This is a genomic window from Streptomyces phaeoluteigriseus (genome assembly GCF_001896135.2).
GTDB classification, from domain to species: domain Bacteria; phylum Actinomycetota; class Actinomycetes; order Streptomycetales; family Streptomycetaceae; genus Streptomyces; species Streptomyces phaeoluteigriseus.
Map to the genome: position 1 here is coordinate 15214 of NZ_MPOH02000045.1, position 15682 is coordinate 30895.

The 15682-nt window shown below is 66.8% G+C and carries 15 protein-coding genes; 12 read left to right on the forward strand and 3 right to left on the reverse strand.

Annotation, left to right across the window (positions count from 1 at the left end; all coding sequences use genetic code 11):
- Positions 1-88 precede the first annotated feature (88 nt).
- From BM536_RS37745 to BM536_RS37790, 10 genes are all read left to right on the forward strand, one after another.
- On the forward strand, positions 89-1618 hold the full coding sequence (locus BM536_RS37745; RefSeq protein WP_094104063.1) for a hypothetical protein: 1530 nt from the start codon (positions 89-91) through the stop codon (positions 1616-1618).
- A gap of 84 nt (positions 1619-1702) precedes the next feature.
- Positions 1703-3061: a replicative DNA helicase gene (gene dnaB, locus BM536_RS37750; protein ID WP_073495485.1), complete on the forward strand. Its 1359-nt coding sequence runs from the start codon at positions 1703-1705 to the stop codon at positions 3059-3061.
- 208 nt (positions 3062-3269) lie between these two features.
- Positions 3270-3920 (forward strand): DciA family protein, encoded by a 651-nt coding sequence (locus BM536_RS37755; RefSeq protein WP_143651116.1) that lies wholly within the window; start codon positions 3270-3272, stop codon positions 3918-3920.
- A gap of 47 nt (positions 3921-3967) precedes the next feature.
- Positions 3968-5386 carry a replicative DNA helicase gene (dnaB, locus tag BM536_RS37760; protein ID WP_079275084.1) on the forward strand — a complete coding sequence of 473 codons (1419 nt, stop codon included), beginning with the start codon at positions 3968-3970 and terminating at the stop codon, positions 5384-5386.
- A gap of 211 nt (positions 5387-5597) precedes the next feature.
- Positions 5598-6455, forward strand: a complete 858-nt coding sequence (locus BM536_RS37765) for an ETEC_3214 domain-containing protein (RefSeq protein WP_073495493.1) — start codon at positions 5598-5600, stop codon at positions 6453-6455.
- A 720-nt stretch (positions 6456-7175) separates the two neighbouring features.
- Complete coding sequence (locus tag BM536_RS37770) at positions 7176-7610, forward strand: hypothetical protein (protein WP_073495496.1); 435 nt, start codon at positions 7176-7178, stop codon at positions 7608-7610.
- A 52-nt stretch (positions 7611-7662) separates the two neighbouring features.
- On the forward strand, positions 7663-8247 hold the full coding sequence (locus BM536_RS37775; protein ID WP_073495499.1) for a hypothetical protein: 585 nt from the start codon (positions 7663-7665) through the stop codon (positions 8245-8247).
- Positions 8248-8467: 220 nt separating this feature from the next.
- The gene (locus BM536_RS37780) at positions 8468-10126 is read left to right on the forward strand and encodes a hypothetical protein (protein ID WP_073495502.1); all 1659 of its coding nucleotides are present in this window, start codon (positions 8468-8470) and stop codon (positions 10124-10126) included.
- Positions 10127-10283: 157 nt separating this feature from the next.
- Positions 10284-11852: a UvrD-helicase domain-containing protein gene (locus BM536_RS37785; protein ID WP_245873997.1), complete on the forward strand. Its 1569-nt coding sequence runs from the start codon at positions 10284-10286 to the stop codon at positions 11850-11852.
- Complete coding sequence (locus BM536_RS37790; protein ID WP_094104064.1) at positions 11816-12358, forward strand: hypothetical protein; 543 nt, start codon at positions 11816-11818, stop codon at positions 12356-12358. Before BM536_RS37785 ends, BM536_RS37790 begins: the two co-directional genes overlap by 37 nt.
- A 147-nt stretch (positions 12359-12505) precedes the next feature.
- Here the strand turns inward: BM536_RS37790 and BM536_RS40560 are convergent, their stop codons facing one another.
- The gene (locus tag BM536_RS40560; protein ID WP_143651119.1) at positions 12506-12793 is read right to left on the reverse strand and encodes a hypothetical protein; all 288 of its coding nucleotides are present in this window, start codon (positions 12791-12793) and stop codon (positions 12506-12508) included.
- Between the two features lie 302 nt (positions 12794-13095).
- On the reverse strand, positions 13096-13512 hold the full coding sequence (locus BM536_RS37800) for a restriction system modified-DNA reader domain-containing protein (protein ID WP_073495511.1): 417 nt from the start codon (positions 13510-13512) through the stop codon (positions 13096-13098).
- 280 nt (positions 13513-13792) lie between these two features.
- Between BM536_RS37800 and BM536_RS37805 the strand changes: the two genes are divergently transcribed.
- A complete protein-coding gene (locus tag BM536_RS37805; RefSeq protein ID WP_073495538.1) occupies positions 13793-14023 on the forward strand; it encodes a hypothetical protein in 231 nt (76 codons plus the stop codon).
- A 29-nt stretch (positions 14024-14052) separates the two neighbouring features.
- Entirely contained in the window at positions 14053-14268 is a 216-nt protein-coding gene (locus BM536_RS37810; RefSeq protein ID WP_245873998.1) for a hypothetical protein, read from the forward strand.
- A 192-nt stretch (positions 14269-14460) separates the two neighbouring features.
- On the opposite strand, the gene BM536_RS37815 is transcribed toward BM536_RS37810, so the two are convergent.
- The gene (locus BM536_RS37815; RefSeq protein WP_073495517.1) at positions 14461-14979 is read right to left on the reverse strand and encodes a hypothetical protein; all 519 of its coding nucleotides are present in this window, start codon (positions 14977-14979) and stop codon (positions 14461-14463) included.
- Positions 14980-15682 lie beyond the last annotated feature (703 nt).

Sequence of the window (15682 nt, forward strand, 5' to 3'; positions counted from 1 at the left end):
CAGAGTATGCGCACCCCATAGCGCAACGCCACTACTCCGGGGTTCTGCTAGGTCACATGCGCTGGTTGCGACTCCCCTGCCTGGGGAGATGTTCCGCTTGCACCACCCGCCCGACGACTTCGCATCGCGGCAGATTACGCCAGCCGCTGGCTTTGGCGCGGAGCCGCTGCCGCCCGTGTCGGTTCACCCGCACATGGTGTTCGGGTCCGGCCTCACGGACCCTCTGGACACGCTGGCGCTCTTGCATTGCCTGTTCCTGGCTGCGTCCGGGCGCCCGTTCTCCGTTGCCGATGTGCTCGCGTCGCTGCGCGCCGAGGGGGTCACTGCAGCGAACGACCGCAGCGGCCTGGTCGGCCGTGACGCCGTGCGCGGCTCTTTCCGCCGGCTCGAGGCTGCTGGGTTCATCCGGCGGCATCAGTCGAACGAGAAGGGCTCGTTCGGCAAGGTCGCGTACGAGCTGTACCAGCACCCCATCTACAACCCGGACTGGTCCGCCCAGAATGGTCCGGCGACGGCATTTCCGCAGGTCACACCGGGGACGTCAATGCCGTCTGCGGTCCGACCTGCGGAAACAAGTAAAACCGCAGGTCACACCGCGGACGGCATTGACGGCGACGGCATTGCCGGGCCCGGCAATGCCGTCGCCGGTCAGCTCGATAAAACCGCAGGTCACACCGGAGACGGCATTGCCGGGCCCGGGTTCGTCGCCCCCCCCAATCCCCCCCGTAGGGAGGAGGAGGATTCCTCCTCCCCAAACCCCTCCGCTGCAACAGCGGGCGCATCCGGCATCGACCCGAGCCGGCTCGCGGCCGCGTCCGAGCTGCTGGCCGGCTTGCCCGGACGGTGGGCGTGTGGCCGCAAGACGGTCCGGGAACTGTCGCCGCTGCTCGCGGAGACCGCGGCTGCTCAGGGCTGGAAGCTGGACCGCGCGCTGGCAACCCACCTGACGCGCCGCACCCGCAAGGAGCCCATGGGCGTGCTGCGGGAGCGGATTGAGGATTTGCCCAGGTTCTCGTCGGTGCGGGCCGTCTCCGCTGCCTCGCCGCGCCAGGAGCCGCTGCCCGTGGCCGCTGATCCGGCGCCCGCAGTCGCCTCCTCACCGGCGCCGTCCGCGGTGGACCCCTCCGCTGTCGCACAGGCCCTGGAGCTGCTGCTGTCGCTGACGGAGCCGTGGACGCTGAGTCCCGAGTCGGCGCAGCGCCTGGCCCCGGTCCTTGCGGCCAAGGCGCTGGAGCGCGGGTGGGCGTTCGACGGTGAGCTGCGCGAGAAGCTGATGCAGAACCCCGGCGGGGCCCACAACCATGAGCTGCTGCTGGAGACTCACCGCATCGGCCGGCTGCCGTACCGCAAGAAGGCTCCCGCCCGTCCGTCCCGCCCGGGTGCCTTGCCTCAACAGGCCGCCATCGATGCGTGCCCGCGGTGCGACGCCTGGGGCCAGTACGAGGTCGACGGCCGCTTCGCGCTGTGCCGACACGAGCCCCTGCCGGACGTTGCGGGCGTACCGGCTCAGGGCTCCGCTCCTGACGGTCCGGAGACCCGCCCCGACAGCGTCGGTGCCGTTGTGTCGAGCCGCAACCTCACGGACCTGCTGGACGCGCTGCGCCAGCCTGCCCTGTAGGCACCGCCCCGCTGCCGCAGAAAACCAAAAGCGGCGCCCTGTTCCTTGGCCGGGTCCGGGCGCCGCCAGATCTCAGGAGAGACCATGACCGTGACTCTACCGCCGGAGGAACACGACACCGGGTTCAGCCGGGTACCGCCGCAGGCTGTGCCCGCCGAACGGTCCGTACTGGGCAGCATGATGCTGTCCGACTCGGCGGCCATCGAGTGCCAGGACGTCATCACACCGGAAGACCACTTCGTGCCGCGGCACCAGATCATCCACCAGATGATCCTCAGTCTGCGCAGCCAGAAGCTTCCCTGCGATCCGATCTCGCTGACCGACGCTCTGACCAAGAGCGGCGACCTGGACAAGGTCGGTGGCCGCACGTATCTGCACGAGCTGGTGCAGAGCGTGGACACTCCCGCCACCGGCCCGTACCACGCGCGGATCGTCAAGGAGAAGGCCGTGCTGCGCCGCCTGGCGGAGGCCGGCGTCACCATCACCGAGGCCGCCTACGCCGGACGCGGCGACAGCGACGAGCTGGTCGCCGAAGCGGCCGCGAGGATCGCCACCGTCGTGGAAGGCGTCCGTCAGGACGACGACTTCATGCTGCCCAAGGACACGATCGTGGGCACCCTCGACGCCATCGACCAGGCCAAGAACGGCACCGGTATGACGGGCCTGTCCACCGGGTTCATCGACATCGACAGCCTCACCAGCGGCTTCCAGCCCGGTCAGATGATCGTCATCGCGGCCCGCCCCGGCATGGGCAAGTCCACCCTGGCGATGGACATGGCCCGCGCCTGCGCCATCAAGCAGGGCATCCCCGCCGCGTTCATCTCGCTGGAGATGGGCATCGACGAACTCAACATGCGGATGCTGTCCGCAGAGTGCCGGGTCGCCCTGCACCACCTGAGGTCCGGGCAGACCACCGACGACGACTGGCAGCGCATGGCGAGCCGCCTGCCCGCCATCCAGGAAGCGCCGCTGTACATCAACGAGTCCGCCAACACTCTCGGCGCCATCCAGGCCAAGCTGCGCAGGCTCAAATCCCGTACACCCGACTTGGGCCTGGTCGTCATCGACTACATGCAGCTCATCACCCTCGGCGGCAGGCGCCCCGAGTCCCGGGAACGGGAAGTCGCGGAAATCAGCACGTCCCTCAAGCGGCTCGCCAAAGAACTTCAGTTGCCGCTCGTTGTCCTTGCCCAACTCAACCGCGGACCGGAACAGCGCACCGACAAGCGCCCTACGAAGGCAGACCTGCGGGAATCCGGAGCCATCGAGCAGGACGCGGACATCGTCATCCTGCTGTACCGCGACGACGCCTACACCCCCGAGTCCCCGAGGTCCGGTGAAGTCGACCTGATCTTCGACAAGCACCGCAACGGCCCCACCGCCACCATCACCGTCGCCAGCCAACTGCACTACTCCCGCTTCGTAGACATGGCTCAGACCTGACCCCACAAGCACCTTCAACCGCCCTGGACGCCGCTGTGCGGCCTCTTCACGGTCGGGTGCAGACCGGACTGGGCACCCAAGCGGGTTGGCCGATAGGGTGCCGGTCAGCTGCACTCGCCACCTGTCCAGTTGAGGCACCACAGGTGGGCCGTCACCACCCGGCGGAGAATGTGCCAGTGCTCTTTCACGAATCGAGGGCTGATCAGGCGTGAGTGGCCGCTTCCAATCTGGACTCGGCGATGAAGGTATTCCGGCAGCCGGGCGCAAGCTGACCGAGCCGCGCCCCGCCCCCGATGCCGACCCCGCCCGGATCGCCCTTCGGCGGGCCAAGGAGGACGCCAGGCGCTACCGCCCGGTGAACGCCACCACCACGTCCGCGCGCCGGCAGGTGCGCCGCGGGCGCACACCACCGGCGCCCATCGGGCAGGTCCTGCTGGAGATGCTCACCGAGCGCGGCCTGTGCCACCCGGTGGAGGCAGCTGTGATCAACCGGTGGACTGCCGCGGTCGGACCAGATATCGCTCGGCACATGACCCCAGCCGGGTTTGACGAGGCCACAGCAACGCTCACACTGCGCTGTGATTCCTCCGCGTGGCTCACTCAGGCCCGGCTTCTGCAGGACGCGTTGCTGAAGTACCTCAACGAAGAGCTCGGTCCCGGCAGCGTGCAGCAGCTGCGCCTGGTGAAAGGCAGCATCCCCGCCGTACCGCGACACGCGCCGGCGCCTGTGCGGGAAGCAGCGCATGCCCTCGTACGGAGGCCACCGTCGCCGCTACCCGACCCCACCATCGAAGCAGCCCATCTCTCCCTGGCACAGCGCATGCCGCGCGAGCCAGCCCGATCGCCAGACACGCTCTGACCCAGTCTGGCTGACCTGCCGGGAACATCCTCCTGACCGCGCAGCCCATGGATACGCTGGCCCGATGCCTCACGGGAGGGGGCGTACAGATCAATCAGGGGAACAAGGGGGAGGGTCTGATGACCCTTGCGGACACCGACGCGGCATTGCATCATCCGCACGACCTACAGGCCGAGAAGGCCGTGCTGAAGGCGATGCTGCAGTCCAAGGACGCGATCGCCGACATCGTCGACGTCCTGGGCGGCCACGACTTCTACCGGCCGGCCCACGAACGGATCTACACGGCGATCCTCGACCTGTACGGCAGGGGGGAGACCATCGACCCGCTTGGCGTCGCCGCCCAGCTCAAAAAGCAGGACCTCCTGGAGGAGGCCGGAGGCCCGGCCTACCTCGCCGCACTCATGGCTGGCCCTTCTCCGTCCAAGAGCTGGATTACCGAAGCCGAGCGCGTCCAGAGCGCATCGATGCTGCGCCGCACCAAGATCGCCGCCATCCACATCGAAAACCTCGCCTCGGACGCAGACCCTGACGCTGCCGACCGCATCGCCGATCAGGCGCAGGCAGAAATCTTCGCCGCGACCACGCGGCGGCCTCTGCTGCCGCCGGCCGCCCCGTTCAAGGAGGTCATGGAAGACACCCTGGACTGGATGGAGGCGACCGGCGGCCGCGAAGCAACCCTGCCCGGCATACCAACCGGCTTCACCGACCTGGACTCCCTCACCGGCGGTCTCCACCCCGGCCAGCTCATCGTCATCGCCGCACGTCCCGCCATGGGAAAGTCCACTCTCGCCTACGACTTCGTGCGCGCCGCCACCATCAAGCACACGCTGCCCAGCGCCATCTTCACCCTCGAAGCCGGCCGCAACGAAGTCGCCATGCGACTGCTGTCAGCAGAGGCCCGCGTCGCACTGCACCACATGCGCTCCGGCACCATGACCGACGAGGACTGGACCCGGCTGGCCCGGCGGATGCCCGACGTCAGCGCCGCTCCGATCTACATCCAGGACGGCGCCTACTCCAACCTCCACGACCTGCGCGCCCACTGCCGCTACCTGCACAGCCGTAATGGCGTCCAACTCATCGTTGTCGATGCCGTGCACCTGCTCACGTACGGCACGAGGCCACTGGGATCCCGGTACGAGGAAATTTCCGAGATCGCCCGCTGTCTGAAACTGCTCGCCAAGGAACTACGGATTCCCATCGTCGCCATCTCCACCCTCAACCGCAGCCCAGAACAGCGCATCGACAAAAAGCCGATGATCAACGACCTGCGAGACTCCGGGGCCCTCGAGGACAACGCGGACGTCGTCATCCTCATCCATCGGGAAGACGCTTACGAGAAGGACTCACCTCGAGCCGGTGAAGCCGACCTGATCGTCGCAAAGCACCGACACGGACCCACCGCAACCATCACCGTCGCCTTCCAGGGCCACTACTCACGTTTCGTCGACATGGCGCAGCTATGAGGCGCTGCCCTGGGGGATTTCCATTCCCGTGTCGGAATCTCACGGCTGGCGCCGCATCACTGTCGGATCCGGCTGAGTGAGGGCGGCCCGGCGCTACCAGCCGGGGGACGGTCAGCCGACTGGTCGACGAGAGCGTGCGCTGCTGCACCTTGGGACCTAGGGTTCAAAAGCGTGTAGGCCAGCTCACCAGCAACCCGGTCATGGGGCGGCTATGGACGACTCAGAAGAGCCAGAGGACGGGAGGGGGACGACGGGGGAGCGGTTCAGCTCGTTCACCAAGCGGAACCTCGTGCTGGTAGCTGTCTTCTTCCTGTCCAACCTCCTCACAGCGGTGAGCACTCTGGTTACGGCCGTCACCGTCCTGGGCGAGTCACAGAAGGACTGGCGTGCCGCGGAGTACCGGAAGCTCAGAGAGCTCCGAGCGGGCTACACGCTGGAGAAGTTCCAGAAGGAGCTGGGCCCCCCTGTCTTCCGTACGTCTCTTGAGCCCGGCAGTGCGCTCGTGCGGAACGTCTATCGCCCCAGGGAGCAGTACTGGGTGGAGGCGATCTCCAACAAGACCAACGCTGCCGTGACGTATGCCGTGACGACCTGCGATCCGACCTTTCGGCCCGAGTTCTTCTTCGAGGGCAACGGTCGAAGGCACAGGGTCGTTTTGAACAAGACCACGCTGTCGGAGGCGCTGCCCGCGCAGGAGCAGCGCGATGAGTCGCTCAAGATCTTCTTCGGAGGCACCGGCAGCAGCGACAACTTCGTGTTCCACGTCTACGGCCACGGGGGCGGTACCAACTACCGCACGTTCGCTTGGGGGCTCAATGACACCTGCCCCACCTGGCATGCGAAGAGCCCCGGGTATGACCCGCAGTCCTCCTGGGGGAAGTGGTACCAGGAGCACCGGCCGGCGGAAGACCCCCCGGGCCACTTCTTTCTGGCCGAGAAGCTGGACGAGGGGGCGAGGGACATCATGGCCGAGTCGGTGGTCAACACGTACGCGGAGACGGCGTTCGCTAGGGACATGTCCACGTACTACCCGAATCAGATCGGCGTGAGCCGGCTCGTTGTCGCGTAGCGCCGACTCTCAGCTCAACAGGCCAAGCACCCTGGTTGTTCGGCAGATACCTGTGCGCCGTGGCAGGGCATGCCCGGTCGGCCTGGGTCGTGGCAGTGCCCTAGGCGAACCGGTCCTGGGAGAACCCGAACGGAAACCCTTGAGGAGCGGTGGACCGCGGGAGTTGAACCGTCGGCCTTCCCCGAGCTGGACCAGCGGGTCCCGAAGCGGACGGTGCTCAGCGCTACCAGGCCGCGGTCGGCAACGAGCTCGCACTCCGACCGCGATCGGGCCATCAGGAGTCAGCGGGTGCTGGGGCGATCGACGGTACGGGGCAGGGCGGGCCAGGGAACGGCTGGGCGCGCGCCAGTGGGTCCGCCGCGGTGCTTGACCACTAGCAAGTCGGCGGTCTCTGTATCCTCGTAGCCGAATACGACGAGGAGGGCTGGGAGTACGTCTACCAGCGCAAGGGGGACCAGATCACGGACCCTCCCCGATTTTCCTCCGGATGTCCGTTCCACCATGAAACCGGTCCCTACCCGCAGGCCTGAGCCAGACGGCACCACAGGTAGCCACCCGGCGGCCGCACCGCTCAGGCAACGCCCACCCGCAGGTGCGGAGCTGACTGGGTGTGAGGACCGCGTCTGTCAGTGCCGGTCGATATCGTGGCTGTTCGTCACTTCGGCTGGGGACCCGGGGCTGTGCGTCCTGGTGTGGTCACGACGGGAGCAGGAGGCCCGGTTGCGCTTTTCGTCAGAGACCATGCCTGGTTGGGGCCGGCGGCTGACTGCCCCGTGCACGGAGTGCGGGATCCTCACGCACCGGCATCGCACGCTCGACTATGACGGCGTCAACACCTACCGCCCGCAGGCTGGCCCCGACCCTGCTCGCCTGGAGGGCGACTCGGACGAGCCCGACCTTGAGCCGGCGTGGATCGCCCTGATCCCCGGGAACTTCCCGTTCCGGCGCTTCGCACTGGATGAGGTGTTCCACCTCGCCGGCGGTATCGCCTGGCCCGGCCCGCACCATCGCGACTACGGCGTAGCGAAGATCGCTCACGGCGCATGCTGCCCCATGCTGCACCCTGAACGCCCCGACAGCAGCCGGGGCGCCGGTGAGCTGTGGCAGGCGATGCGGCTTCGCATGCTGAGAGACACCTCGCGCCGTATTGGCTGAACAACCCTGCAGCCAGCACAGCAAGGTGTACGGATCGAATTGGAGGGATGACGTGAATCATGCGCAGCTCGTGGCCCTGGGCCGTGCCTTGCGGGTCCTGGGCGAGCACGGTGAACACCTCTCACGGGACACCCCGGACGCTGCGCTGCACGAGATCCGGGCGGACCTGACGCGGGCCTTGTCCCAGCTGGAGGAGTCGATAAGCGCGCCGAAACCGACGACGCGCTGCCAGGAGCACCCGACCGGCCCGGTCGACGACAGCGCACGGGATCTGTGCCTGCTGTGCGAGACCCGGCGCCGCGCAGCGCCCAAGCCGGCACCCCAGGATGAGTACAGCCCGCCGCCTGTTGCGAAGGAAGTACGGGTGCAATCCCGTTACGGCATCCGTGAGGAGCGCCCTCAGCCGCAGGAGCGGTGGGTGCCGGAAATGTGGAACGGCCAGGCCTGGCAACTGTGCGGAACGCCCCGGCGTGACCGGCGTGAGGCGGAGCAGTACATCGCGGCGCAGCGGCGCGAGGCGAAGGCCGCCCCCGCCTATCGGGTGGTGCACGCCTTTACCGATCACGTCGTCGTCCGCACCTGGGGGAGCACCGAGGCGCCTTCCGGGCGGCACCGCAGTGTCGAGCAGGATTTCTGAGCAGCACTCAGGAATTGTTCATATGCCAGCACCTGGGTGGCGTGAACATGCCGCAACCTGCATCAACTTGGCAACCGTGTCAGCCGACTTGGCTATCCTGAGTCCCTGACAAGGGGGTCCGGTGGGGAAAAAGCAGCGTCGGCGCAAGCGGCAGCAGGCAAGAATCTCTCAGCGGCCGCAGGCTCAGCGGAATCTTCTGCCCAGCCCCACGGAGCCGCTAGTGGAGGTACTGCTCGAACCCGGCGTCAGTGCCGAGGACAAAGAACTCTGTCTTGCCTACTGGGCTTTCACCGAACCCGGTTCGTGGCTTCACAAGGTTGCGGAGATCGGGCCCAGCAATCACGTCCTGCGCACCGTCAAGGAGTCCAGCCGCGCAGCACTTCTCACCTATCTGTGCCGCGACTGCGGGGTCCCTGCCACGGTCACGACGCGCTCAGAGATGGCCGCCCTGGGCCTGTGGCGCCCCGATCGCTTCCCGCACAGCGAAGTCACTTCGAGCAGCCTCTGCACGGAATGCCGAGAAGCCGCGACCGCGCGGCAGCTGGAGGAAAAGCAGCGCGCCGAGGAAGAAAGACACAACGCCGAACGGGAGCAGGTGGAAAACGCCAGTACCTGGCTCGCCGACCACCGCAGCCATCCGTTCCCCGAGGAGTTCCCCTCCGTCCCCGACGCTCTTTCTCTGCTCACCATGATCGACATCATGGTGCGGACCGAACGTGACTCCTTCGGCCCGATCAACACCACGAAATACACCTTGGGGATCTCGCGCAGCACGGACATCGAGACGCTGCGTAACCTGCACCGCCAGCGCTGGCTCGCTCCCACGCTTCCCGCGACCATCGGCGATTTCGCCTTCAACGACGACAACACCGTCCGCGGGGTCTACGCCGATCAGGTGCCCTGGCGCCTGCCACACGCGTTCGGAGACGACGCCTCACACGCCCTCCAGGAAGCCAGCGAGTCCATACAGCACCTCCTGCTCAAGCGCCCCAGCCGGCTGCGTGACACCGTCATGGAACTCGAGGCCATCACTGCCCTGGCCTACCTCGACGGGCTGCTCGACCGAAGCTACGGCGAACCTCCCGTCCCGGAGCACCGACGCCAAGAGGCCTACGACACCTTCCACGAGGCACTGGTCAACGGCTTCAATCTGCGCCAGCTGATCGCCGTCGCCTGGATGGCCGCATCCAGTTCCGTGGCCTGGGGACAGCGAACCGCGGGGCTCAAGCCCGGAAGCGTGTCCGCGGCCTGCGTCACCAGCATCGGCCGACGCATCGAAGCCGCCCATGACCGGCCTGTGCCCGAGTACGACCTGCCGAACTGGGTCAGCCTGCCCGCCAGCCACGCCACTGCCCAGCGGCTGCTCAAGCAGCACGATGCCGTCGCCGAGACCCTCGGACAGTTTCGCGCCCTGCGGCAGCGCATCATCACGCGCGACCTCGAGAACCTGGAGAACCTAGAGTTCGCCCCCTACCTGGCCGGCCAGGACACCGGGAGCGGCGAAACCGAGGTGACCTTCGCCGTCATCACCCCCGACGGCCAGCTGGACTTCCAGTCCGAGTTTCCCGGAGACATGCGGGAGAAGGTCTGCAGCGCCGGAGGTGCCGTGGACCGGATCATCCTGCGCGAGCCGCACACGATTCACGCCTATGTCGGCGAGCTGATCACCCCCGCTCCGGAAATCGGCAATCCGGTGGCCAACGAAACGCTGCGGCTCCTGGACTATCACGACGGTCCCTTCTACGGCCCCGTCGCGTTCTTCTCCGTCAGCGCCGGCAGCAATGTTCCGCAGAGCCTGGACACACAGCAGCAGGAACTGCTCAGCCTCGCCCATCGCGTAGCGGCGACCAGAGTCCAATCCAGCGCCAGCCACACCTGACTCGTCACCCCGGCTGCCCCCGCTGGCCTGCACGTTCGATCTCCTGCCACCTGTCTGAATACCTCGAGGGGCTTTGTCAGAGGGACCTGTCACGCTGCACAACAGGCCCGCGGCCACATAAGCGAGCCGCAGAAACTCAGGACGGAGAGTACGCACTGTGCCCACTACGCTGACCCCCACGGACGAGCAGCAAGCCGCTGTCACCGCCTTCGCAACAGGCCGAAACCTCGTCCTCCAGGCCGGCGCCGGCACCGGCAAGACCTCCACGCTCGAACTCCTGGCAGACTCCGACCGGACCCGCCGCGGGCTCTACCTCGCCTTCAACCGGGCCATCAAAGAAGCAGCCGCACTCCGCTTCCCCACCCGCGTCAAGTGCAGCACCGGCCATGGCCTTGCCTACGCCGTCGTCGGACACCAGTACCGCCACCGCTTCGGCGGCGCCCGCACCCCCGCATGGAAGACCGCCGATCTCCTCGGTCTGAGCCACAAACTCACCGTCAACGACCGCGTCTTCGAGAACACCAGCCTGGCCTACATCGCCAAGCAGACCGTCCTGCGCTTCTGCCAGTCGGCAGACAAGGACATCGACACCAAACACGTTCCCCTGCAGCGCGGCGCCGAAGACCCAGCCGTCCACCAGGTCCTGGCAGCCACCGTGCTCCCGTACGCCCAGCGCGCCTGGAGCGACGTCCGCGATCCCGCCGGCAGCAAACTCAAAGTGGAACACGACCACTACCTGAAGGTCTGGCAGCTCACCGACCCGCACATCAAAGCCGACTACATCCTGCTCGACGAAGCCCAGGACACCAACCCAGCCCTCGAGTACGTCCTCAACCTCCAACGCGACCACGCCCAGATCGTCCTGGTCGGAGACAGCGCCCAGCAGATCTACACCTGGCGCGGCGCCCGCGACATCATGACCGACTTCGACGGCACCCACCTCACCCTCACCCAGTCCTTCCGCTTCGGCCCCGCCCTCGCAGCCGAAGCCAACAGGTGGCTGACCCTCACCCGCTCCCCACTGCGCCTGACCGGCCATCACGCCACCCCGACCCGCCTGGAAGAGGTCAAGAACCCCGACGTCGTCCTGTGCCGCACCAACGGAGGCGCCATGGCTGAAGTACTCCACCAAATGGAATCCGGCCGCCGCGTCGCCATGGCCGGCGGCGGCGGCACCCTGCGCAGCCTCGCCAGCGCAGCCGAAGACCTCAAAAAGGGCCGCGGAACCCGACACCCCGAGCTCTACCTCTTCCGCACCTGGGGCGAAGTCCAGGACTACGCAGAAAACGACCCCGCCGGCGCCGACCTGCTGCCCTGGGTAGAACTCGTCGACGAACTCGGCACCGAGGCCGTCATGCAGGCCGTCGACCAGCTCGGATCCGAAACTACGGCAGACGTCACCGTCTCCACCGTCCACAAAGCCAAGGGCCGCGAATGGCCAGCCGTCCGCATCGGCGAAGACTTCACCCCGCCCGAAGAGGACGAACTCGGACGCCCTGGACGCATCTTCCGCAGCGAAGCACGCCTCGCCTACGTCGCCGTCACCCGAGCCCGCCTCCAGCTCGACATCGGAGGATCAACGAACACCCCCAGGGTGAACCAGCCGCGACAGAACAGGCCAGTGTCCCCACCCCCCGGGCACAAACGAACCCCTGGGACCGCCTCCACAAGCCGTAAAACGGGAGAGACATGGCTAATCTGCATGATCGGGCCGCAAGCGTCATAGGCAAGTCCGGCGGGGAGATCCGCTGGCCCTACGGTCTGGAAACCCCGCACTTCAGCGAACGCCGCAAGGACCCCGAAGCATATGAACGCCGCCTCGAAGAACAGACGGCACGACAGGAAGTCCTCGTAGCCTGGGCGGAACAGCACGGGCTCAAGCTCAGCCCGGCCGGCTGCTGCCCGCAGTGGCTCCTGAGAGACCACAGCCGCCAATGCTCATCGAGCGCCGCCCAGAACCAGTGCACCCGCTACGGAGCAGGCGGCCATGACGAGCACTGGATGGACCACACCATCACCTGGCTGAAAGACGGGCGTCCCGCAGTCATCACTACCGCCCCGTACGAGATCTACGAGGAAGACGAGGCCCGGCTCCAGTACTGGCAACAGCATGATCCACGTCTGCAGGTGGCCCGCGGCCACGGCTGGTACGGCTACGACACCACACAAATAGTGCTGTGGCGCACTGACCGCATCACTGCAGTGGCTGCCGTGCAGAAGACCGGGGACTGACCGCCAGCCGTGCGCAGCAACTGACCGTAAGACGGTCCTGACTTGTCCAAGCGCACGGGCTCGGCTGACCTCACTGATTGGCTTCGCCTCGGCATGTCGCCTGCCGGGGCGAAGCCATTCGCACGCTATCTGCGTCTGACCTTCCGGTCAGCGTCGGATATGAACCGTCACGCTGATGATCGTTCCACCAGCGAAGACGGTGCCGCCAAACCACGCCACAGCAGTGATCTGCTCCGTGTGCCCGGTGGCGGCCAGGACGCAGATGGTGATCATCGCCAAGAGTGCGATGAAGGCGGGTGCCAGCTGGCTGACCTGGGCTAGGCGGGGCACCGTTTCTGCTGCTGTACTGTTCCGCGGTGTAGCTACAGGATTCATTTCTCGTGTTTTCTCTCGGGCGGATGTGATCCAACGCGACACCGGGGAGTCCTCGGTCATACCCTCCGCCGTCCAAAGCTCGGGTGCGACCTTCAGGGCTCCCCTTTGCATGCTGGGAACACGACGGTTGGTGGAGAGTACGTGCCCTGGCTGTGACCGCCACCCCCCTGAAGAGGTCAACGAAGCCAAACTGCAATAGCGATTGACGACGGACGCTCCGCTGGGCATCCTGCACCCACCTGCGGTGGGAATGCCAATTCAGCGCCCCCCGGAGTCGCCAGGACGCCCGTAAGGGTCACACACCCGTGTCTCCCGCGGCCGGTCCGCGACAGACCCGGCCGGGGATGCGGCTCGGACCAGGCTCACTCTTGGTGCTTCGCTGCCTCTTCCCGAAGGGCCTGCAGCCGGCGTCCGCTAGGAAGGTGCGTGTACTGACCCCACCCGTTGATTTCACTTCCCGTCTGCGCTTTCAGTGCGGGGGAGGGCTGGGGGAAGGCCCGGCCGTCCGGGAGTTCAACCCAGCCGTCAGCAGTGATGACGGCTTCGTGGGTGCGCTTGAGCCGCGACTGGTGGTGCTGCAGCTTGTCTCCAGGGGCCGCAAGACCGGCTTCGAGGATGAACATCAGAGCTCCAGTCCGACGGATCCCCGCCCCGTCAGCAGAAGACCTTTCCTCGTTGAGGAGCAGGCGTCGCAGGACATCGTTCGGGGAGTCGACCAGGGGTTCGCTGTGACGCTGCAGGTAGGCGAAAACCTCATCGTCGATCTCGATCGTCCGCATAGACCTGGGCACCTGACACCTCCACGTTGAACTTTGCAATTCAAAGTCTGCCAGATTTAAAGTCTAACGGCAATGCTCCGTCCGTTGTCCGTCGGCGGTGCCGGGCCAAGAGGACGGGCCATCAGGGGCGACGTGACGCAGCATCGTCGGCGATGTCGAGTCGTCCCCGGGCATGTGCTGTCCGGCGTCCTTCGGGCCGGGATCGCCCGTACCGGGGTTGGACGGTCCGGCCCGGCGATACCGTGGTGACACGCGCCAGATGAGAGCCCAGGGGTCCAGGATGAGCGAGCAGCCGGCCCTCGTGCCCGACCGCCAGCCCCTCGATGAGCACGCAGCTGCTTCCGCACGCGCGTACGCGGCCGAGCAGCGCGCGAGGGTCGACGCCCTCGCCTCGGTGCTGGAGGACATCGCCGCTCACGGCTACCCGTCCCCGGAGACGGGCGTGCTGTGGGAGGAAGCCCGCGACGGCCACCTGGAGCGCCTCGCCGGTGAGCAGCCCCGTGTCGCCTGAGCACGTCGCGCCGGTCCCAGGTCGTCCTGGTGGAGCCGGCGCTGAGCCAGCTGGCGAAGCTCACGGCGGCCGAGACGCACCGCCTGGACCGTGCGATCGTCGCCATCAGCGTCAACCCTGAACTGGGCACCCCGGTGCCCGACACCCTGCTGCGCGACTACATCGACGACATCGACGGGATCCGCGTCATCTACTACGTCACGGCCCTTCGGCAGATCACCATCGTCGCGTACGTCGAGGCGTAGAGCCTCCCGACAATCCCACACCTCGCGGGCACCCCTGTGTCCTGCGGCGAGGGAGGTCGTCTGCTGCCGGGGACGTGAAGGGGCGGCAACAACGCGGCCAGCGCCAGCCGACAGTTGCGGTGGCGCCAGTGGCATGAACGGCTTTTTGACCCTGTGTGTGGGCTCGCTGCGGTCCTGCCTGCGCGGTGTGTGTCAGCCGGCGTCTGGGGCGGAGGAGGCGAAGGTCTCCTGCATGATCTGGTCGGTTGCGCCGGGGGTTTCGGTGAGTGTGTCGAGCAGGTCGGCCAGGAGCCACAGTACGTAGGTGTGGGCGAGGGCTTCGGCGGGCGGGATCGTGCCGAACTGGTCGCGCCAGGCCACCGGGTCCTGGCCCAGGACGGCGGCGGTGATGACGCCGGCGACCATGGGGGCCTGGGCGGCGTCGGCTGTCTCGATCCGGCTCAGGCGGCGCAGGACGCCGGGGATCAGGTCGCTCAGCGGGTCGAGGCCGTTCGGCTCGGGTGGCCCGTCAGGGGTGAGGTGGGCGGTGAGGACGCCGATGAGGAAGACGGTGGCCCGGGCGACGTCCTGGCGGCTGTAGGCGTCCATTGCGGACTGCACCCGCCGCTGCGCATCGATGCGTTCCTGGGGAGGCGTCCGGGTCTCGAGGATCCGGTAGGAGTCCCATGCCGCGTGTAACAGGTCGCGGTCGAGGACGGCTTCGCTGGCCATGGGCAGACCGTACCGAGTCGGTGGCCGCGCGGTCAGGCGTTCGGCCGTATCCGTGCGGTATTTCGATTCATGTTCGCAGTCGGCGACCCGCGGCAATGCCCCCATACCAGGAGAGGGGAACGCTACGGGCAGGTACGGAAAATTCCGAGGAAATATTTTCGGGATAGATGACGGCCCGGCACCCTTTAACGCGATACGTCCCGATTGAATTTCGACATATGCCGCCCAGATAGGCGCAAAAAGCCCCGGGTGTTCCGTAGTTGGCAGAACACTTTCTGTGAAGCTAGGGTCCCGGGAGCGTGGACTCCGAGGGGATAGCAGCCCCGTAGACGGAGCCCACGCCAACCAAGGAAATCAAGATCCAAGGAGCGTTCCATGAGGTCGTCCCCGAACCCTGGCGGTTTCAAACCCCCACGTCGGAGGGCCTTCCGCGTTTTCGACACTAACAGGCGTGACGCAAATAGCCAACGTCACGAACGAGTGGTTCACATTCCGTTCGTTGCGATTCCGGTACTCCCCGTGATTGTGATCGCGTCCCCTTCTCCCGGCATGGAGTCACTCCTGGTGTCCGCCGCCGCCGCCGCGACAGCGGCCATTGGACGCCTGGTGTGGAATTTCGTCAGCACTAGGCGCTGTTTCTCGGATCATGTGCGGAGCCAGATCATGAGGGCTGCGAGGGTGACGGTGCCGAGGTAGATGTATG